Below are 18,181 nucleotides of genomic sequence, written 5' to 3'. Positions count from 1 at the left end.
ACCTACACGGGTGAACAAGAGACGCTCAAGCGAGGCCCCTAATCCCCTAGGGGGTCAACGACCGTCACCCCATTGGGGAACGGGGATTCACTGGGAGTGATCCCCGATGCCGGTCAGGGGCCCGCTCTCATAACTTTCTGCCACACACCCCGACCGAATCCGTGCCTCACCAGGAGTTCCTTCAGATGACCCAGCCCAGCACGCTCCACGACTTCGTGCTCAACCTCCTCAGCGACCCGACCCTCAAGGACGCGTTCGCGAACGACGCCCAGGGCACTCTGGAGCAGGCTGGCCTGGCGGACATCACGGCCGTCGACGTGCAGGAAGTCATCCCGCTGGTCCTCGACCTGCTGCCCGCCACTCCCGCCGGCCTGCCCGCCATCGAGAGTGTCGACCTGACCCTGCCCGCCGGTGACCTCCTCGCGGACGGCCCCCTCGGCGCCATCAGCCAGCTGCAGGCCGTCGCGTCTCAGCTGACCACGTCGGGCCTGAGCCTCACCGACCTGCAGACGTCCTCCGCCGGCATGCTCGCGGCGAACGGCGACGGCCTGCAGTTCGCCGTGGCGAACCAGTCGCTCGGCGAGTTCTCCCGCCTCGGCCTGGGTATCGACGGCGACTTCTCCGCCGTGAGCGACGTGACCTCGGTCCTCGACCAGACCGCGTCCCCGCTGACCGGCACCGTCCTCGACGTGGCCGACACCGCCACCGCGACCGTGGACGCGCCCCTCGACGGCGTGACCTCGGCCGTTCCCGGTGTCGACGGCGTCCTCGGCCAGCTGTCCGGCGTGACGGGCCTCGGCCACGACGCGCTCGGCGTGCTCGGCGGCGGCGACCTGTCCACGGGCCTGCTGAACACGAGCGGCCTGGACGACCTGGCCAACGGCGACGTCGGCCTGCACTCGGTGGACACCGTCGGCCAGGTCACGAGCACCGCGACCGACCTCGTCGGCACGGCGACCGGTGTCGTCGGCAGCGTGTCCGGTGTCGCGGGCGACCACGGCGTCGGCAACGTGCTGGGCACCGTCACCGACGTGACCCACAACGTCCCGGTCGTCGGCGACCTGGACCTGGGCCTGCTCGGCTGAGCCACCCTCCCCACGCGGACCGGCCCTGTCTCCTGTGGACAGGGCCGGTTCGTCGTCTCGGCCGACACGTCTGACAAAACGATCAAACCGGTTCACGTTCCGCCTCGGTGAGCAACGTCACCGTCCTCCCGAACAGCCCCATCTGCCCGAACAAAACCGGTATTGCGTTCGAGGCTTTCACCCAAGGGGGTGAACACGGCACTATGAGTCAGGTGATGGCACCGCCCTGGCTCGACGTGCTCGACGAGACGATCGGGGCCTGCGTCACGCACCGGAGGCCCGATCTGGAGGCCCGGCTGCGGGAAAAGCGGGCACAGCAACTGGACCCCAAGTTGCGCGTTCTCGTCGTCGGCGAGTCCAAGCAAGGCAAGAGTCAGCTCGTGAACGCGCTGCTCAACGCACCCGTTTGTGCGGTGGGCGACGACATCACGACGACCGTGCCGACGTTCGTCCAGCACGCGGACACCCCGTCCGCGGCTCTCGTCCGCAACGCCTCGGCGGGTGGATCGATCTTCCACACCCCGACCGAGCGCATCGCCGTGCCGATCGACCAGGTGACGAAACAGGCCGCCGCGCAGCACGTCGTGCGGGCCGAGATCGGCATTCCGCGCGCGTTGCTCGACAGCGGCCTGGTCCTGATCGACACCCCCGGCGTCGGTGACACCCGCTCCGCGCACACCGCCAGCACGTTCGCGACGCTGATGCAGGCCGACGCCGTGCTGCTGGTCTCCGACGCGACGGGCGAGCTGACGTCGGCGGAGATGACGCTGCTCAAGAAGGTCATGGAGGCCTGCCCGAACGTCACGGTGGTCGTCACGAAGATCGACCTCGTGCCGAGCTGGCGGCACGTCGTGGAACGCAACCGGGCGCTGCTCGCCCGCGCCGGCATCCGCGCGAAGCTGATCCCCGTGTCGAGCGCGCTGCGGCTGCGCGCCGCGAAGACCGGCGACCAGCGCCTCAACACCGAGTCCGGCTTCCCCGAACTGGTGGCGTGCGTGCAGAGCGACATCGTGGCGAGCGCGGACCTGCTGGCCCGCCGCGCCGTCGCCGTCGTCGCGTCGAGTGCGATCACCCAGCTCGTCACGCCGTTGCGCGAGGAGCTCACGACCCACGACTCGTCCCACACGGTCGCCACGATCTCGACGCTGCAGGAGGCCCAGCGGCGCGTCGACGAGCTGCGCCGCCGTTCCGCGCGCTGGCAGAACGTGCTCAACGACGAGATGGCCGACCTGATCTCCGACGTCGAGTACGACCTGCGCGACCGGACCCGCAAGATCCTGCGCGAGGTCGACAAGACCTACGACGAGGCCGACCCCGCGATCGGCTGGGACAAGTTCGAGCAGTGGCTCGAGGACAACCTCAACGAGGCCGCCACCACGAACTTCGCCTGGCTGATGGAACGCGCGGAGTGGGTGGCCGCGAAGGTCGCGCGGAACTTCCCCGTCTACCGCGAGGACCTGATCCCGGGTTCCGTGCTGCCGGACGACCTGCTGGAGCCGGCGAGCAAGCTGGAGAAGCCGAAGATCGAGCCGTTCTCGATGCCGCAGAAGCTCTTCACCGGTCTGCGCGGCTCCTACGGCGGTGTGCTGATGTTCGGCCTCGTCACGTCGCTCGCGGGCATGCCGCTGATCAACGTGATCTCACTCGGCGCCGGCGCGTTGTTCGGCGGGAAGTCCATTTTGGACGAGAGCGACCAACGGCTGAAGCGCCGCCAAGCCGCCGCGAAGGCCGCCGCCCAACGGCACGTGGACGACTTCTTCATGAAGTTCTCCAAGGACGTCCGCGACTCCGGGCGGCACATCCAGCGCTCGCTGCGCAACCACTTCAGCACGCTCGCCGAAGAGCTGCAGGAGACGTTGCTGGAGTCGGCCCGCAGCGCCAAGCGCGCGGTGCAGGACGACCAGACCGACCGCGAGCGCAGGATGCGGGACGGCCGCAAGGAACTGGACAGGCTCGTCACGCTCTACAAGCGGGTGCAGGCACTCGGGGGTCCCGCGATGGAGCTCACCGCGTGACACTGGACCGAGTCGTCTGGTCGATGCTGCAGGAGGCACTGGGCGTCTACCGCGACAGCCCTCGTGCCACGGCCTGGCTGCGCTCGCACACCGAGCGCTACACCGAACCCGTGCGCATCGCGGTGGCCGGCCGGTCGCGGATCGGCAAGTCCACTGTGGTCAACGCTCTGATCGGCGACGAGTTCACGCCGCAGGGCTCGTTCGTCTGGTACCGCGGCGGGACCGAGCCGCGGGCGCACGCGTTCACCGGCCCCGGCCGGCCGCACGAGCTCACGATCGGCAGGCGGGGCAACCGGAACCACGTCGAGGCGGGCCAGTTCGACCGTTCCGACCGGGTCGTCGTCGACTGGCCCGCACGGACGCTGCGCGACGTCGTGCTGATCGACACCCCGTCCGAGGCCACGCCGGAACAGGTGCTCGGCGACGCGGACGCGCTGGTGTACCTGATGCGGCACGTGCAGGACGAGGACCTGAAGTTCCTGCGGTCCGCCAACGACCACCCGATCGCCCGGACCGCCGCGGTGCACACGGTCGCGGTGCTCGCCCGTGCCGACGAGATCGGGGCCGGGCGGATCGACGCGCTGTCGTCGGCCAAGCAGATCGCCCGCCGCTACCGCCGCGACCCGGCCGTGGAACCGTTGTGCCAGAACGTGGTCTCGGTCGCCGGGCTGCTCGCCGTGGCCGCGAAGACGTTGCGGGAGGACGAGTTCGCGGCGTTGCGGGTGCTGTCCTCGCTCGGCCGCGAGGAGCTGGAGGATCACCTGCTGTCGGCGGACCGGTTCGCCGGCGAGCAGTTCCCGCTGACGATGGAACCCGCTGTGCGGCAGGCGTTGCTGGAAAGGTTCGGGATCTTCGGTGTCCGCCTGATCACCGCGTTGATCAGGCAGGGCTTCGACTCGCAGGTGAAGCTGACCGGCCAGCTGGTGCAGCGCAGCGGACTCGGCGAGCTGCGCGACTCGATCGCGGTCCACTTCGTCGAGCGCCGCGAGGTGCTCAAGGCGCGCTCGGCGATGCTGGCGCTCGACGTGCTGTTCCGGATGGAACCGCGGCAGAACGCGCGCAAGCTGATGGCCGACCTGGAACGGGTCGTCGCGTCCGCGCACGACTTCCGCGAGCTGCGGCTCGTGGCCGCGCTGCAGTCCGGCCGGACGAAACTGCCCGCCGAGCTGCAGACCGAGGCGTTGCGGCTCATCGGCGCCGAGGGCGTGGCTCCGCCCGCACGGCTGGGTTTCGAGTACGAGGCCGACGCCGGCGAGTTGCGCGAGGCGTTGCTCGACGCGTTGCTCCGCTGGCAGGCGCAGGTCGCGGACGTGCACGCCCCGCACGATCACCGCCGGGCCGCCCAGATCGTGGTCCGCACGTGCGAGGAGCTGCTCCTCCAGTTCGGCTGAGGCACGATGTCCCCCATGGAACTCGTGCGGTGGGAGGACGAGCACTTCGGTTACATGCTGCGGTGGGCGTCCGATCCGAGGATGACGGCGTTCATCGGCAACGGCATGCCGTGGACCCCCGACTACGTGTCCGAACGGCACGAGCAGGCGTTGCAGCACTGGGAGGAGCACGGCTTCGGGCTGCACGCGGTCGTCGAGGACGGCGTGGTCATCGGGCTCGCGCAGATGCTCGACGGCGACCTGGGCGAGATCGAGATCGGCTACTGGATCGACCCCGGGCATTGGGGACGAGGGGTCGCGACGAGGGTCGCGATCGAGCTGCGGAACAAGGCACTCGCCATCGCGGACCGGGTCGTCGCCGGCCACCACGCGGAGAACACCGCGTCCGGGCGGGTGCTCGAGAAGGCCGGGCTGACCTACTTCACCAGCATGTACATGGGCGGAAGACTTCAGCACTGCTACGCGTTGCAGCGGGGTATGAGCGACAAGGGCGTCCTGCGGTACAGCGCGTTCACGAAGGACCCGGCGGGCGGCAACCCGGCGGGTGTCGTGCTCGACGCGTCCGATCTGACCAGCGACGAGATGCTCGCCATCGCCGCGAAGGTGGGCTACTCCGAGACGGCGTTCGTGGAGCCGTGGGTCGCCGAGCGCCAGTTCGACGTCCGGTACTTCAGCCCCAAGGCCGAGGTGCCGTTCTGTGGTCACGCCACGATCGCCACGGCGGTCGCGCTGGCCGAACGGATCGGCGACGGACCCCTGACGTTCCACACGCCGGCCGGTGAGATCACCGTCGAGACCTCCGGTGGAACGGCCTCGCTGACGAGCGTGCCGACGAGCACCGCACCCGCGGACCCGGCGCTGGTCTCCGCCGCGCTGGAAGCGTTGAGGTACAAGGAGATCGGCGACGGCCCGGTGCACGTCGGGTTCGGCGGCGCGCGTCACCTGCTGATCCCTGTGCGCGACCGCGCGCAGCTCGCCGACCTCGACTACGACTTCGACGCGTTGCGCGACCTGATGCTGGCGCACGACCTGACGACGGTTCACCTGTTCTGGCGGGAGTCCGCGGACCTCGTGCACGCGCGCGACCCGTTCCCCGTCGGAGGCGTCGTCGAGGACGCGGCGACGGGCGCTGCCGCGGCCGCGTTCGGCGGCTACCTGCGCGACCTCGAAGGACCGCAGCGGTTCGTCATCAGCCAGGGCGAGGACATGGGCAGGCCGTCACGGCTGGAGGTCGACGCGACACGCGACGACCGCCGGGTCACCGTGACCGGTGCCGCCGTGGTCATCCCGTAGGGCTCGACGCCGCTGCCACAGAGCGCAGGGTGTGCGGCAGCAGCGTCGAACCGAGGGGTGCGCACCCTCCCGCGCCGGACCCGAAGGCGCTGCCGCAAGCGCCGGGCCGGAAGATCGATCGAGAGTCACTATGCCCCGATCGAAGGGTGGCGGCGCATTCAGAAGGGGGATAGAAGGTCTTTATGCCCGAGCTGGAGCTCCGCCACCTCCGCGCGGTACGAACTATCGCCGAGGAAGGCAGCGTCACCAGGGCCGCTACGCGGCTCGGCCTCACCCAACCCGCCCTGTCGGCCCAGCTCCGCACCGTGGAGAGACTGGTCGGCGGCCAACTGTTCGACCGAACGCGCAGCGGTTGCGTCCCAACGGATCTGGGACGCCGCGTGCTGGGCACGGCACGGCTGGTGCTCGACGAGATGGCCCAGCTGATGAGCAACACCCGCTCCACCGGGCGAGGTGGACCGTTGTTCTTCGGGTGCATCCCGATCCTGTACTTCGCACGGCTCGTCGAGGGGTTGCGCGCCCTCAACGCCGACGTGCGCGCCGAGGTCCGCCCCTCGTCCGCGGAGATCGTGGACATGCTGGAGGGCGGGCAGGTCCACGTGGCCCTGTTCGAGTTCTTCGACGGGATGCACGCACGGGACCTGGCCGGCATCGAACTGCGCAAGCTGGTGACGGAGCCGGCGTTCGTGGCACTGCCGGAGACGGACCCGCTGACGGCGCAGGACGAGGTCGACCTGGCCTCGCTGGCCGACCGGGACTGGGTCACGCCGCCCAAGCAGCACATCGGGAGCAGGACCCAGATGTTCCAGGTGTGCGCGGACGCCGGGTTCGTGCCCCGGCTCACCCACCACACCGGGGAGGCGAGCATGGCTCGCGGTCTGGTGGCAGGGGGGTGCGTGTCCTTCGCCGCCGCGCCGTCGCGGACCGGGGAGGGGATCGTGATCCGGCGGTTGCGGGGGATGCCGTTGATGACGGACATCTTCGTGGCCACGCGACGGGATTCACCGGTGGCGGGGCGGGCGCACGAGGTGTTCGCGTGCGCCGCCGACGCCTACCGGTCGGTGCTGGATCGCAACCCGGAGTACCGCAAGTGGTGGGACGCGCACCCGGAGGCGCATCCCGAGTTCACCTAGGCCTAGACCTTGATCGGGGTGGTCGGGCGGCCCAGCAGCTTCTCGAGGTCCGGGCGGACCTCGGCGAACACGCCGTTGCGGATCGACTTGAAGAAGTCGACCAGGAACGGGGGAACGCCCGCCGCGATCAGGTCCTCGTCAGTCACGTCGCGGTACCGGTCGCCCGCCAACTCCGGGAAGGACCAGCTGGTCGAGCCGGTGAGCTCGTAGGTCTGGTTCTCGTGGCCCGGGGTGGTGAGGGCCGCCGCCGCGCCCTGGGCGAAGTCGTCGCGGGACGCGCTGGCCACCCGGCCGTCCTTCGTGGAGATGGCGACGGTGTCCTGGGCGAGGGCACCGAGGTAGTTCTCGTGGTACATGCCGTTGCGCAGGAAGGTGTAGGTGATGCCGGTGGCGAGGATGGCCTCTTCGGTGGCCTTGTGCACCGGCGCGGCGAGCGACGGGGACGTGGCGGCGTCGGTGAGGCTGGTGTAGAAGACGTGGCCCACGCCGTGCTCGACGGCCTTGGCGATGGCGTTCTGGTGCTGCTTGATGCGGACGTCCGTGTCGTGGTCGTCGGCCGACACGATGAGCAGCTTGTCCACGCCCCGGAAGTCGAGGGTCTCCGGGTCGTTGAAGTCGCCCTGGCGAACCTCGACGCCCTCGAGCGTGAACTTCTCCGGGCTGCGCACGGACACGATGACCTGCTCGTCCGTGCGGTTCAGGACGTGGCGGACCACTGCGTTGCCGAGCTGGCCGGTGGCTCCGGTGATGAGGATCGTCATGCGTTCAGGGTGCAGTTAGCGCTAACCTTTGGAAAGTACCCACTTTGGAGTTGGGTACTTACTCGGAGGTGAGCATGCAGGTCACGATGTGCCCGGAGCGGGCGACCATGGAGCACGTCACAAGCCGGTGGGGTGTGCTGGTGCTGCAGGCGCTGTCCAACGGGGAGGCGTGGCGGTTCAGCGAGCTGCGTCGCGAGCTGGAGGTCGCCAGCGAGAAGATGCTGACGCAGACGTTGCGGACGCTGGAGCGGGACGGGTTCGTGCACCGGGAGGTGCATCCGGTCATCCCGCCGCACGTCGAGTACTCGCTGACGCCGCTCGGCAAGGGGGCCGCCAACCACCTCGTGGCGCTCGCGTCGTGGATCGGGGCGAACCAGGCCGAGGTCACCCAGGCGCAGGAAAGCTATGACGGCTCCTGAGACTCGCCGGAGGATCGAGCAAGAGACATCGGGTTAGTCACCCAGATGCGACGTGAACGTTCTCACTCGAACTCATAAAATTCGAGAGAGACATCGGATGGGTCACGATTAGGGGGCGCGATGGAGCCCGTCTCAATGGCACAATGGACCAATGGCCCAACCGTTCACCGACGAAAGCCATCCGGCTGAGCCCTATCCGGGCACTCGTCCAGACCACTGTTTCGTCCACGTCGACGAAATGGGCTGGCCAGTGCGCCCGGACCTCACGATGGAGTCGGGATGGCGTGTTGAGCCGGAAAACATCGATCTAGACCAATGGCTTGCGAACCATGGTGAGCCCCCGTTGGCGGGGCGAATGCCGGTGCTCGGGTACGGATCCAACGCCAATCCCAGCAAGCTCACCTGGCTCCGCGAAGAGCTCGGACTCGAAGGCCCCGCGGTCGTGCTGCGTGCACGGTGCGAGGGCCTTTCTGCTGTCTGGGCCGCCGGACTGCGCAAGCGGGACGGGCAGCGACCGGCGACGCTCGCGGGGGCGCCCGGCGTCACCGAGGAGCACTCGATCTGGTTCGCCACGCCCGACCAGTTGCGGGTGCTGGACCGGTGCGAGGGACGCGGGCTGCGCTATCGCCTCGTACGCGTCCACACGGGCCGTGTGGTGCTCTACAACGGTGGCGTCATCGACAGCGTTCTGGCGTACACGGCCGGCTCCAACAAGCGGATGCCCGTGCTCTTCAACGGCCGTATGGTCCGTTGCGCGGACGTCTCGCAACGGGGCGCGCGCGTGCTGGGCGAGAGGCCTGCGATGAACGACGGACTGGACGTGACCGAGATCCACGGCGAGCCGTCGGCCGACGACTGGCCCGAACTGCTCTTCGTCTACGGCACGCTCAAGCCGGGCGCAAGCGCTTGGCACCTGATGGAGCCGCACGTCGTGGAGACCGAGGAGACCCACCTGCCCGGCACGTTGTTCGACACGGGCCTGGGCTACCCCGCGCTGCGTCCCGGCCCCGGGCTGGGCGTGCCGGGGCACGTGCTGCGGCTCTCCTCGCCGGAGGACTCGCTGCCGATGCTCGACGAGTACGAGGGTGAGGACTACCGGCGCGTGCGCGTCGTGCTGCCCGACGGGCGCATCGCCTGGACGTACATCTGGACGGCCGCGCTGGAAGGCATGGCCGAGCTCCCCGACGGCTGGGACATCCACCAGATCCGGTCAACTCCTCAGCTCTGAAGGGCCGTGCTTGCGCTCGGTTCCTTCAAGCCAAGTCGCGTTCCTCGTCCACCACTGGCTGTGGCGTGTGGGTCGCATCTACCAACGGCCTGAACAGCCGTCGGTATGGGCATGTTGACAAATACCCACGCGCGCCGTGCGCGGTCACGGATGTTCACGGCGGCGACGACGTCGGCGGGTCCAGCGAGACCGCACCAGCGACAGGAGAAGAAGTCCCTGGCGGGACGATTCGAGCAGGCTGTGTGTTTGCACCGAGGGCACATCTGCGACGTGTAGCGAGCGTCCACGAACAGCACTGGCACACCCACGCGGCGGGCCTTGTAGGCGATGTGCTGTTCGAGCTGATGAAACGGCCAGGAGGACAGGGCAGCTCGCTGGTACCGGCGTAGCCGTACCCGGTCGCGGATGCCCTGGAGATCCTCCAGAGCGATGCCACGACCGGTGCGTTGGGCAACAGCCACGATGTCCTTGGCAATGCGGTGGTTGACACAGGTGGCGTGGCGCGCCTCTTTGCGCGCCCGCTTCTTGAGGCGACGGTTCGCTGATGCCGTCTGCCTGGCCTGGAGCTGGGCACGCTTGTGCGCGTGCCAGCGGCGATACCGCTGCAGGCGGCGCCCTTGGAAGTTGTCCAGGTCCGAGGTGGTGGCCAGGTTGGTCATGCCTCGGTCCACACCGATCCAGTCGACCGGCTCGAACACCTCCGGCTCAGGCACCTCGCAGGTGGCCATCAGGAACCACATGCCGTCACGGAACAGCAGGTCCGACTCGCCCCGACGGTGAGCACGCAGGGTCGTGAGCTGATCAATCGAGCCGGTGAACCCGATGTTCTTCACTCGCCCGGCCGTGGTCCAGATCGACACCGTGGTCGCGTCGTAGCGCCACGACAGGCATCGGTCGTCGAACGGCTGCGCCGCCGTTGCACGGAACGCGATCGGCTTCGACTCGGCTTTGACGCGACGCCGAGACGTCTCACCACCGAGCCTTCCGGCCCGAATGCCGCCATGCAGGGCCGAGTAGGCGTCAACGACCTTCTTCACAACCCTTACTGCGGGCTGTGCCGAGAGACCGAACTGACCCTTGATCTCGCGGTAACAGAGCTCCTGCAACTCATTGCGAGACTTCACGTTCCGCTCAAAGGCCACCTTCGACGTGTACTCAGCGGCCGCGTTGCAGGCATGCAGAGTCGCCGCAAGAGCCGCCGCCTGGACGGGCGTCGGCAACAGCTTCACCTGCACGACCAGCTTCACACCTGTAACCGTATCGAACGCATGTTCGTCCACATCCACCGCAATGGCCTCTTCCCCTCCAGTCAGCAAGCCGAGGGTCCAGACGCCAAACCATCGAGTGAATTTCTGGCACGTTGTGTGGACGAGTGGGCATTTGGGCACATCCTCCGGTGGTAGGAGGTGCACCCATGACTCGACGGTTGATCGCTTGCGGACTGCTGGTGCTCGCTTCCGTTACGGCTTGCGGAACGAGAACACCGGACAACGCATCGCAAACGCTGCCGACGGCTCCGTCGACGCCCTCGTCGACCGCTTCGTCCGCTCCTGTCTCCGACGTTCCCGGAGCAGCCGCGCCCGCCGTGAAACGCTGCGACTCGGCGGCGTTGAAGGGCGAGGTCGCTCCCACCGACGCCGGTGCGGGCAACAGGTACGGCAAGTTCGTCGTCACGAACTCCGGCACGATGCCGTGCACGCTGAACGGTTACAGCGGTTTCCAGTTGGAGAACGCGACCGGCGCGGTGCCGACCAAACTGGAGCGCAAGGCTGATCCCGGACCGGCCGCGATGACGCTCGCGCCGGGTGGCAAGGCGTCGGCGAACCTGCACTGGGGCGTCGTGCCGTCGGGCAACGAGCCCGTGGAGGGGCCGTGCCAGCCGGAGCCGTCGAAGGCCGCGGCCATCCCGCCGGACGAGACTGCGCCGCTGAGCGTGCCGTGGACCCTTGGCCCCGTGTGTTCCGGTGGCCGGATCGAGATCAGCGCCTTCTACGCTTCGTAGATGCACGTACCTGGATGGCTCGCCGTGCTCCCGCACGGCGAGCGCATCGCCTTCTCGCTGCGCTCCGCCGGAGTTCCGGTGACGGTGAACGAGAACATCGAGGCCGTGGTGAAGGCCTCCGACCGGCCGGTCGTCCTCATTGGACACTTCACCGCCGCACCCGCCGCGGTCCGGTACGCGCAGACGCATCCCGGGCTCGCGGCCCTCGTGCTGCTCTCGCCCGTGCTCGGTCTGTGGGACGGGGCGTCGTTCGACCTGGCCGACCTGATGGACGAGGTCGACCACGGGCCGGCGCTCGGCGACCTGCCGACGTTGTGGCTGCACGGGTCGGACGACCAGATCGTGCCGATCTCCGACACGCGCGCGGGCGTCGACCGGATCCGCGGGTCCGCGTTCGAGGAGCACGTCGCGGACGGGCTGCTGACCGACGGCGAGGCTGTCACTCGGGTGCTGGAGTTCGTGCGAAGGGTCGTCTGACACCATTTCGGGTGCCATGGACGAAGACGACCTCGTGCTGCTGATCACCGTGGTGGTCGAGGCGGCGGACGAGCAACAGGCGCGTGCCGCGTGCGACGCGCTCATCAGCCGTGCGGGTGCCCAGATCGTGGACGCCCGTGACTGCTCCGACGAGGAGCCTGGCTGCTGGGCCGTGGTCATCACCCGGCCGAGCACCGAGAAGGCCACTCACAACGTCTCTGCGGCCCTCGCACGGGCCGTGCGCACCTTCGTGCGCGGGCTCGGTGAGGGCTTCTCGACGCCGAGGGTGGCGTGTGAGCCGCCGACGGCGTGGACCGTCCTCGACGAACCGGAGCTCATCAACGGCCTCGTGCCGGGTGCCGAGCGTGTTCTGGTCGAGGTCTGGGCCGGAGATGACCCTTTCGGTGCAGGCACTTTGCGTGACAACGCGCCCTCGAAACCGTCTTGATTCACCCGGCCGGTCGGCATGAACGCTCAACGGGCTGTAGGCGTCGCTGTGAGAGTTACTACACGCGTGGACAAGCGGCCTGCGGCGGGCTCAACTGATCATTAAATCAAGGCCCGTTCGAGTGGATTCAGGCATCCACCCGGTTAGCCGATCTTCGCTCTAAACTGTGAAAATCTGGGCACAATCTCTACTAAGGGTGGTCGTCAGACCATCTTGTTCCGGAGGGTTCGGGAGCCGACATGGCCAGCATCGAAGAGGTCCGTGCCGCAATTGCCCAGGCGATCGACAAGGCGGCTCAAAGCCAGTCGGCCCTCCAACAGGCGGCTGAGCTCGCCGAGGACGCGCAGCAGCTGCTGACATCGGTCACGCAGGGCTCCGTGCAGGCGGACGTCGAGACGACGAACGCCCAGTTCGCCCAGGTCGTGTCCGGCGTGAGCGAGCTGCAGAACTACCTCGGCGCCGGCATTTCCGGGGCCGAGGGCATCAACAGCAGGCTTTGATGGCGTCCATCGGCGAGGTTCGTGCCGCGCTCGAGCAGGCGAGCGAGATCCTGCGTGAGTCGTACCGCAGTGTGCGATCAGCGCAGGAGAGCCTCGACGAGGCGGTCGCCATCCTCGCCGAGTCGAGCGAGAACCACCACGAGTCGCTTCTTCCACCGGAGTTCGTGCGTGCGAAGGAAAGATTCCCCGATCAGGTCGAACTGATGGTGGGAACCCTAGAGCGCATCCAACGACTCACCGTGGAGCTGTGATGAGCAGGCGGGACGACCGGCGACAGAGGATCGAGGACGCCTTCGCGGAGTTCCAGCGCGCCGTCTCGGCCGCGCTGGGCTCGGTGGCGCGCCAGCACCGGGCGCTCGCCACGGAGCACGCGAAGGACATGTTCGAGTTCACCGTGCGCGGCATGGGCGTCGACAAGGCGCTGCAGGACGTCGCGCTGAAGGACGTGACCTCGTTCCTCACCGTCGACGAGAAGCGCACGAAGAACCCGCGTCGGGCGCCGCTCTCGATGAGCGAGTTCGACGAGCGCCTCGCCCAGATCAAGCACGACTGGGAGCAGTCGTTCTACGAGTGGACCAGCACGGGCCCGGAGCAGCTGACCGAGCTGGTGAACTCGGTCGCCGCCGGGCCCGCGTCCTGGCCGCACGAGTCGTGGCTCGGGCATCCGGGCACGCACGACGGCAGCGAGGGCGTGCCGGAGCTGTGGCGGATCGGCACCGGTGTCGTGACGTCGGCGCCGACGGCCGCCCCGTTCCCCGTCGCGGTGCCGCTGCTGGACCAGGCCCACCTGCACATCTCGTCCACTTCGGACAGTCGTCAGCTCGCGGACACGCTGGTCGAGACCCTGCTGCTGCGCGTGCTCTCGCACTTCCAGCCGGGGCTCGTGCACGTGCACGTGTGGGACGTCGGTCAGCTGACCGGCTCGTTGCCGGGCCTCTACCCGCTGACCCGCGCGAACCTGCTGACGGTGCACGATCCCGCGCGCCTGCACGAGCTCCTGGACGAGCTGTCCGAGCACATCCGCCAGGTGCACACCAAGGTGCTGGTCGACGGTCATCTGACCGTACGTTCGGTCAGCGGTGAGGGCCGGCGCACCGAACCGTGGCGCGTCGCCGTGCTGTTCGGTAACCGCAAGGCGTTGAAGGAAGACCAGCAGCAGCAACTGCAACGCGTGGCGCGCAACGGTTTGGCGTGCGGCGTGCAGTTGTTCATCGTGGACATTCCGATCACGATCAACTCGCCGGTCGAGACGGTGTCGTTGCGCGGCGACGGTTCCGCCACCTGCACGATGACCGGCAAGCACGTGACCGTGACGCTGGATCCCGCTCTGCCGCGCACGTTGGTGCCGCGCGCCTGTGCCGCCATCGCGGAGAAGCGCGAGGAGCGCCGGTCGCGCATGGGCAAGTTCGAGGACCTGCTCCCGGACCGTCCGTGGACGGAGAACTCGTCGGCCGGAGTCGTTGCGCCCGTGGGGTTCGACGACGGCGAGCAGGTCTGCGTGCAGCTCGGCGACACCTCGCCGCACGCGTTGATCGGCGGGCCGTCCGGTTCCGGCAAGACGAACTTCCTCTACGCGATGCTCGGTTCGTTGTGCGCGCGCTACTCGCCCAACGAGCTCGAGCTGTACCTGCTGGACTTCAAGGAAGGCGTGTCGTTCGCGCAGTTCGCGCCGGGCCGCAAGGACCCGTCGTGGCTGCCGCACGCCCGCCTGGTCGGCGTGAACGTCAACACCGACCGCGAGTTCGGCGTGGCACTGCTGCGCTTCCTGTCCGACGAGATGCGCCGGCGCGCGGACGCGGCGAAGCAGCACGAGGTCACCAAGCTGGAGCACCTGCGCGCCGAGGACCCGACCGGCCGGTGGCCGCGGATCGTCGCGGTGATCGACGAGTTCCAGTACCTGTTCGGCGAACGCGACCAGGTCACCGCCGCCGCGACGCAACTGCTGGAGGACGTGGCGCGCCGCGGCCGTTCGCAGGGCATCCACCTCGTGCTGTCGTCGCAGGACGTCTCGGGCATCGAGGGTTTCTGGGGCAAGTCGGCGATCTTCGAGCAGTTCACCGTCCGCATCGCGCTGCCCAAGGCCCGCCGTGTGCTGGCCGAACCGCAGAACGACGCCGCCGTCGAACTCCCCCGCTGGCACGCGGTCATCAACCACGAGTCGGGCGTCAAGCCGGGCAACGAGATCTGCCGCATCCCGGACTCGACGGCCAAGGGCACCATGGACTCCCTGCAGCTGGATCTGTGGAACCGGGAGAAGGGCCGCGCGCCGGGCCTGTTCGACGGCAGCAAGATCCCGCTGATCGACGCCGTGCCGGACTTCTCCGATCTGCGACCGGGCGACGCATCGCCTACGGTGCTTCTCGGACAGGTGATCGACGTCGCGGGCAGCGCGGCACGGGTGCGGTTCGCCCGCACGCCGGGCCGCAACATCGCGGTGATCGGCTCCGTGGTCCAGGACGCGGCCGCGGTGCTCGGCGGAGCGGCCGCGTCACTGGGCAGGCAGCACCGCGCCCACGAGGCGGTGTTCACGCTGGCCTGCCTGGTCGAGGAGGCGATGCCCTCCGCGTTGCACCTGGCGAAGCGCCTGAGCGCGGACGGGCACGACGCCTCAGTGGTGACCATCAACGGAATCAAGGACGTGCTGACCCGGACCGCGGCCGAGCTGCAGTCGATCAACACGGGCCAGGCCGAAGCGCCGCTCAAGCCGCACTACCTGGTGCTGTACGGCGTCGACGCCGCGCAGACGTTGCTGGAGCAGAAGGACCCGGCGACCCGGATGTCCGGTGTGGACAGTCTCCGCACCGTGCTGAAGCACGGCCCCGAAAACCGCACGCACGTCCTGGGCTGGTGGCGCGGCGTGACGAGGCTGAAGGCGAGCCTCCCACCCGGCGTGTACGACGACATCGGCGCCTGGGTGGCGTTCGACGTCCAGGGCAAGGAACTGCTGTCGCTCGGACCGGAGCAGGTGATGTCGTGGTCGCCGAGACCACGCCGCGGCCTGTTCTTCGACAGGTTCGAGCACTCGCGACCGCAAGTGATCATCCCGTTCGACACTGGAGAAGCGTCATGAACCCGATGATGACGACGATGTTCGAGTCGGTCCCGTCGCAGCGTCAGAGCGAGGAGGTGATCGAGGTGCCGGCGGTCTCAGCGGTCGAGCGCTACAAGGAGATCATCGCCATCGCCACGGACGCGGCCGCGCGCCAGCACAAGCTGGACGAGGTGCGCTGCGCCGAACTCGCCGAGCGGCTCGCGGCGACCCAGCACGAGATCGCCGAGGTGCGCGATCGCGAGCGGGTCGTGCGGATGGGCGCCGCGCTGCACTGGGAGGCGGCGGTCGAGCAGCTCTGGAACGAGCGCTGGCTCCAGATGGTCACCCCTCCGCAGCCGGACGAATCCGTCCCCCCACGCCCGCAGGGCGAGTACAACCGGGCGATGGACCTCGCGTACCAGGCCCTGGAGGACTCGCTGGCGAAGCGAACCTTGCTGCGCCGCAAGCAGAAGGACTGAGTGCGCCGCTTACGCACCACCGCCGAGGTGCAGGACGCCAGCAACGACCCGTTGATCCGCTGGGCAGCTCAAGCACTCTCGTCGGGCGGTGCAGCCTGGACACACGGCGGCGCAGTAGCCGTACACGCCCCCTCGTTGACCCGACGCCGCCGGCTGGTCCTCTCAGGCCCAGCCGAAGGCGTGGCGTCCCTCTTAGCGGCTCACGGGAGAGGCATAGAGCTACGCCCACTCCTAGAACGCCCTCTGGCCGTGGAAGTGGCGTCGCTGATGCCCTCCCCGTGGCGGGAGGACAAGCCTTTCGGCTGGATGGACCGAACAGGCACCCTTGACCTCCCGACAAACGCCACCTGGCTGAGCACCCCAGAAGGCGTAGAACCCCTCCTGCGCGAGGCAAACCCAAGCTCTTGGGCCTGGCCAGGCGAACAGGGAGTCCGCCGCTGGGCAGGAATCCACCAGGACAACCACCTCATCGCCACCGCAGCAGAAGCCTGGTCCTCGACCGACGTCGGCTTCATGATGGGCGTGGCAGTCCACCCGTCCTACACGAACCAGGGCTTGGGCCAGCGAATCTGCCAGTTCGTCACCTCAACCCTCCTGACCCTCTACGGCACCTGCGCCCTCTTCGTGGAGAACTACAACGCCACCGCAATCGCCGTCTACCGCAAGCTCGGCTTCGCATACCGCGACGTCACCACGCTTCTCCCTGCGGTCTAGGTCACAGTCCGGAACAGTCGTCACCACCAGACGGTTGAAACGGATAACCGATCCGCATAATGAACGAGGGAGATGGCCACACCATGACCACCACCGCACTAGAGGTCCGACTCGCGTCCCGCCCGAACGGCTGGCCGACCGACGACACCTTCGAGATCGCCGAAGTCGAGATCCCGACCCCGGGCGAAGGCCAGATCCTGGTGCGCAACAAGGTCATGAGCGTCGACCCGTACATGCGAGGCCGCATGAACGACGTCAAGTCCTACGTCCCGCCCTTCCAGGTAGGCGCCCCACTGGAGGGCGGCGCGGTGGGCGAGGTCGTCTCGGTGGGCGCAGGAGTCGAAACCCTCGCAGCAGGCGACAACGTCCTGCACGGCCTCGGCTGGCGCGAATACGCCGTCGTCAACGCAAAGCACGCCGTGAAGGTCGACCCGTCAGTGGCCCCACTCTCCGCGTACCTAGGCGTCCTGGGCATGCCGGGCCTCACCGCCTACGCAGGCCTACTGGCAACAGCAGAGTTCAAGCCGGGCGACGTCGTCTTCGTCTCGGGCGCAGCAGGCGCGGTGGGCCAGATCGTCGGCCAGATCGCCCGCCTCAAGGGCGCCAGCAGGGTGATCGGCTCCGCAGGTTCGGCAGAGAAGGTCAAGTACCTGACCGAAGAACTGGGCTTCGACGCAGCCTTCAACTACAAGGACGGCCCCGTAGCCGAACAGCTGGCCGCAGCGGCCCCCAACGGCATCGACGTCTACTTCGACAACGTGGGCGGCGAACACCTCGAGGCAGCCATCTCGTCCCTGAACCTGCACGGCCGCGTAGCGATCTGCGGAGCAATCGCCCAGTACAACGACACCGCCCCGTCAGCGGCCCCCCGCAACCTGGTCCAGGTGATCGCAAAGCGCCTGACCCTCCGAGGCCTACTGGTGAGCGACCACCAGAACCTCCAGCAGAACTTCATCGCCGAGGTGGGCCAGTGGATCGCCAACGGCGACCTGAAGTACACCGAAACCATCATCGAAGGCGGCGCCCGAAAGGCACCGTCAGCCTTCCTGGGCATGCTGCGAGGAGACAACACGGGCAAGATGCTCGTGAAGTTCGACGCCTGACAGCAGCAAAGCCGAAGGCGAGCCGTCCTTAGTCTTTCGCAGGCGCTCCAGGCGGTGGGGTCCCATCACGAGTCGCGCCATAGCCTTGCTGCATCAGAGAAG

At 68.3% G+C, this 18,181-nt stretch carries 18 protein-coding genes and 1 pseudogene; 17 read left to right on the top strand and 2 right to left on the bottom strand.

Annotation, left to right across the window (positions count from 1 at the left end; genetic code table 11):
• Positions 1-185 precede the first annotated feature (185 nt).
• From PV646_RS14200 to PV646_RS14175, 6 genes and pseudogenes are all read left to right on the top strand, one after another.
• On the top strand, positions 186-1,085 hold the full coding sequence (locus PV646_RS14200; RefSeq protein WP_500341873.1) for an IniB N-terminal domain-containing protein: 900 nt from the start codon (positions 186-188) through the stop codon (positions 1,083-1,085).
• A 203-nt stretch (positions 1,086-1,288) separates the two neighbouring features.
• Positions 1,289-3,100: a dynamin family protein gene (locus tag PV646_RS14195; RefSeq protein ID WP_500341872.1), complete on the top strand. Its 1,812-nt coding sequence runs from the start codon at positions 1,289-1,291 to the stop codon at positions 3,098-3,100.
• Positions 3,097-4,491, top strand: a complete 1,395-nt coding sequence (locus tag PV646_RS14190) for a P-loop NTPase family protein (RefSeq protein ID WP_500341871.1) — start codon at positions 3,097-3,099, stop codon at positions 4,489-4,491. Before PV646_RS14195 ends, PV646_RS14190 begins: the two co-directional genes overlap by 4 nt.
• A gap of 6 nt (positions 4,492-4,497) precedes the next feature.
• Positions 4,498-4,893, top strand: a pseudogene (locus PV646_RS14185) (GNAT family N-acetyltransferase); the annotation flags it as partial.
• A gap of 75 nt (positions 4,894-4,968) precedes the next feature.
• Positions 4,969-5,784 carry a PhzF family phenazine biosynthesis protein gene (locus tag PV646_RS14180; protein WP_500342395.1) on the top strand — a complete coding sequence of 272 codons (816 nt, stop codon included), beginning with the start codon at positions 4,969-4,971 and terminating at the stop codon, positions 5,782-5,784.
• Positions 5,785-5,966: 182 nt separating this feature from the next.
• Entirely contained in the window at positions 5,967-6,917 is a 951-nt protein-coding gene (locus tag PV646_RS14175; RefSeq protein ID WP_500341870.1) for a LysR family transcriptional regulator, read from the top strand.
• Positions 6,918-6,919: 2 nt separating this feature from the next.
• On the opposite strand, the gene PV646_RS14170 is transcribed toward PV646_RS14175, so the two are convergent.
• The gene (locus tag PV646_RS14170; protein WP_500341869.1) at positions 6,920-7,678 is read right to left on the bottom strand and encodes an SDR family oxidoreductase; all 759 of its coding nucleotides are present in this window, start codon (positions 7,676-7,678) and stop codon (positions 6,920-6,922) included.
• Positions 7,679-7,752: 74 nt separating this feature from the next.
• Between PV646_RS14170 and PV646_RS14165 the strand changes: the two genes are divergently transcribed.
• A complete protein-coding gene (locus tag PV646_RS14165) occupies positions 7,753-8,097 on the top strand; it encodes a winged helix-turn-helix transcriptional regulator (protein ID WP_500341868.1) in 345 nt (114 codons plus the stop codon).
• 343 nt (positions 8,098-8,440) lie between these two features.
• Positions 8,441-9,325, top strand: coding sequence for a gamma-glutamylcyclotransferase (locus tag PV646_RS14160; protein ID WP_500341867.1), 885 nt, complete (start codon positions 8,441-8,443; stop codon positions 9,323-9,325).
• Here the strand turns inward: PV646_RS14160 and PV646_RS14155 are convergent.
• Positions 9,316-10,572, bottom strand: a complete 1,257-nt coding sequence (locus PV646_RS14155; RefSeq protein ID WP_500341866.1) for an RNA-guided endonuclease InsQ/TnpB family protein — start codon at positions 10,570-10,572, stop codon at positions 9,316-9,318. The two genes, PV646_RS14160 and PV646_RS14155, sit on opposite strands and share 10 nt — an antisense overlap.
• 338 nt (positions 10,573-10,910) lie before the next feature.
• Between PV646_RS14155 and PV646_RS14150 the strand changes: the two genes are divergently transcribed.
• The 9 genes from PV646_RS14150 (at position 10,911) to PV646_RS14110 (ending at position 18,079) form a co-directional block, all read left to right on the top strand.
• The gene (locus tag PV646_RS14150; protein WP_500341865.1) at positions 10,911-11,327 is read left to right on the top strand and encodes a DUF4232 domain-containing protein; all 417 of its coding nucleotides are present in this window, start codon (positions 10,911-10,913) and stop codon (positions 11,325-11,327) included.
• Positions 11,328-11,804: an alpha/beta hydrolase gene (locus PV646_RS14145; RefSeq protein ID WP_500341864.1), complete on the top strand. Its 477-nt coding sequence runs from the start codon at positions 11,328-11,330 to the stop codon at positions 11,802-11,804.
• A 16-nt stretch (positions 11,805-11,820) separates the two neighbouring features.
• Positions 11,821-12,252, top strand: coding sequence for a hypothetical protein (locus PV646_RS14140; protein WP_500341863.1), 432 nt, complete (start codon positions 11,821-11,823; stop codon positions 12,250-12,252).
• 239 nt (positions 12,253-12,491) lie between these two features.
• Positions 12,492-12,752 carry a hypothetical protein gene (locus PV646_RS14135; RefSeq protein ID WP_030481403.1) on the top strand — a complete coding sequence of 87 codons (261 nt, stop codon included), beginning with the start codon at positions 12,492-12,494 and terminating at the stop codon, positions 12,750-12,752.
• On the top strand, positions 12,752-13,003 hold the full coding sequence (locus tag PV646_RS14130) for a hypothetical protein (RefSeq protein ID WP_189160648.1): 252 nt from the start codon (positions 12,752-12,754) through the stop codon (positions 13,001-13,003). Before PV646_RS14135 ends, PV646_RS14130 begins: the two co-directional genes overlap by 1 nt.
• Entirely contained in the window at positions 13,003-15,822 is a 2,820-nt protein-coding gene (locus PV646_RS14125; RefSeq protein WP_500341862.1) for an FtsK/SpoIIIE domain-containing protein, read from the top strand. The genes PV646_RS14130 and PV646_RS14125 overlap by 1 nt, the downstream gene beginning before the upstream one ends.
• Positions 15,819-16,262 (top strand): hypothetical protein, encoded by a 444-nt coding sequence (locus PV646_RS14120; protein WP_500341861.1) that lies wholly within the window; start codon positions 15,819-15,821, stop codon positions 16,260-16,262. The genes PV646_RS14125 and PV646_RS14120 overlap by 4 nt, the downstream gene beginning before the upstream one ends.
• Positions 16,263-16,511: 249 nt before the next feature.
• Positions 16,512-16,976, top strand: a complete 465-nt coding sequence (locus tag PV646_RS14115) for a GNAT family N-acetyltransferase (RefSeq protein WP_500341860.1) — start codon at positions 16,512-16,514, stop codon at positions 16,974-16,976.
• A gap of 83 nt (positions 16,977-17,059) precedes the next feature.
• Positions 17,060-18,079 (top strand): NADP-dependent oxidoreductase, encoded by a 1,020-nt coding sequence (locus tag PV646_RS14110; protein WP_500341859.1) that lies wholly within the window; start codon positions 17,060-17,062, stop codon positions 18,077-18,079.
• The last annotated feature ends 102 nt before the right edge of the window (positions 18,080-18,181 follow it).

Source organism: Streptomyces sp. ID05-26A (assembly GCF_033794685.1).
In the GTDB taxonomy this organism is placed as follows: Bacteria; Actinomycetota; Actinomycetes; order Mycobacteriales; family Pseudonocardiaceae; genus Lentzea.
This window is presented reverse-complemented; position numbering and strand designations above follow the sequence as displayed.

What these genes read in the sequence shown, in the direction of transcription:
- PV646_RS14180 (WP_500342395.1), top strand. Translation starts at nt 4,969, where the DNA reads ATGAGCGACAAGGGCGTCCTGCGGTACAGCGCGTTCACGAAGGACCCG.
- PV646_RS14175 (WP_500341870.1), top strand. Translation starts at nt 5,967, where the DNA reads ATGCCCGAGCTGGAGCTCCGCCACCTCCGCGCGGTACGAACTATCGCC.
- PV646_RS14195 (WP_500341872.1), top strand. Translation starts at nt 1,289, where the DNA reads ATGAGTCAGGTGATGGCACCGCCCTGGCTCGACGTGCTCGACGAGACG.
- PV646_RS14120 (WP_500341861.1), top strand. Translation starts at nt 15,819, where the DNA reads ATGAACCCGATGATGACGACGATGTTCGAGTCGGTCCCGTCGCAGCGT.
- PV646_RS14170 (WP_500341869.1), bottom strand. Translation starts at nt 7,678, where the DNA reads ATGACGATCCTCATCACCGGAGCCACCGGCCAGCTCGGCAACGCAGTG.
- PV646_RS14200 (WP_500341873.1), top strand. Translation starts at nt 186, where the DNA reads ATGACCCAGCCCAGCACGCTCCACGACTTCGTGCTCAACCTCCTCAGC.
- PV646_RS14165 (WP_500341868.1), top strand. Translation starts at nt 7,753, where the DNA reads ATGCAGGTCACGATGTGCCCGGAGCGGGCGACCATGGAGCACGTCACA.
- PV646_RS14145 (WP_500341864.1), top strand. Translation starts at nt 11,328, where the DNA reads ATGCACGTACCTGGATGGCTCGCCGTGCTCCCGCACGGCGAGCGCATC.
- PV646_RS14135 (WP_030481403.1), top strand. Translation starts at nt 12,492, where the DNA reads ATGGCCAGCATCGAAGAGGTCCGTGCCGCAATTGCCCAGGCGATCGAC.
- PV646_RS14110 (WP_500341859.1), top strand. Translation starts at nt 17,060, where the DNA reads ATGACCACCACCGCACTAGAGGTCCGACTCGCGTCCCGCCCGAACGGC.
- PV646_RS14130 (WP_189160648.1), top strand. Translation starts at nt 12,752, where the DNA reads ATGGCGTCCATCGGCGAGGTTCGTGCCGCGCTCGAGCAGGCGAGCGAG.
- PV646_RS14125 (WP_500341862.1), top strand. Translation starts at nt 13,003, where the DNA reads ATGAGCAGGCGGGACGACCGGCGACAGAGGATCGAGGACGCCTTCGCG.
- PV646_RS14140 (WP_500341863.1), top strand. Translation starts at nt 11,821, where the DNA reads ATGGACGAAGACGACCTCGTGCTGCTGATCACCGTGGTGGTCGAGGCG.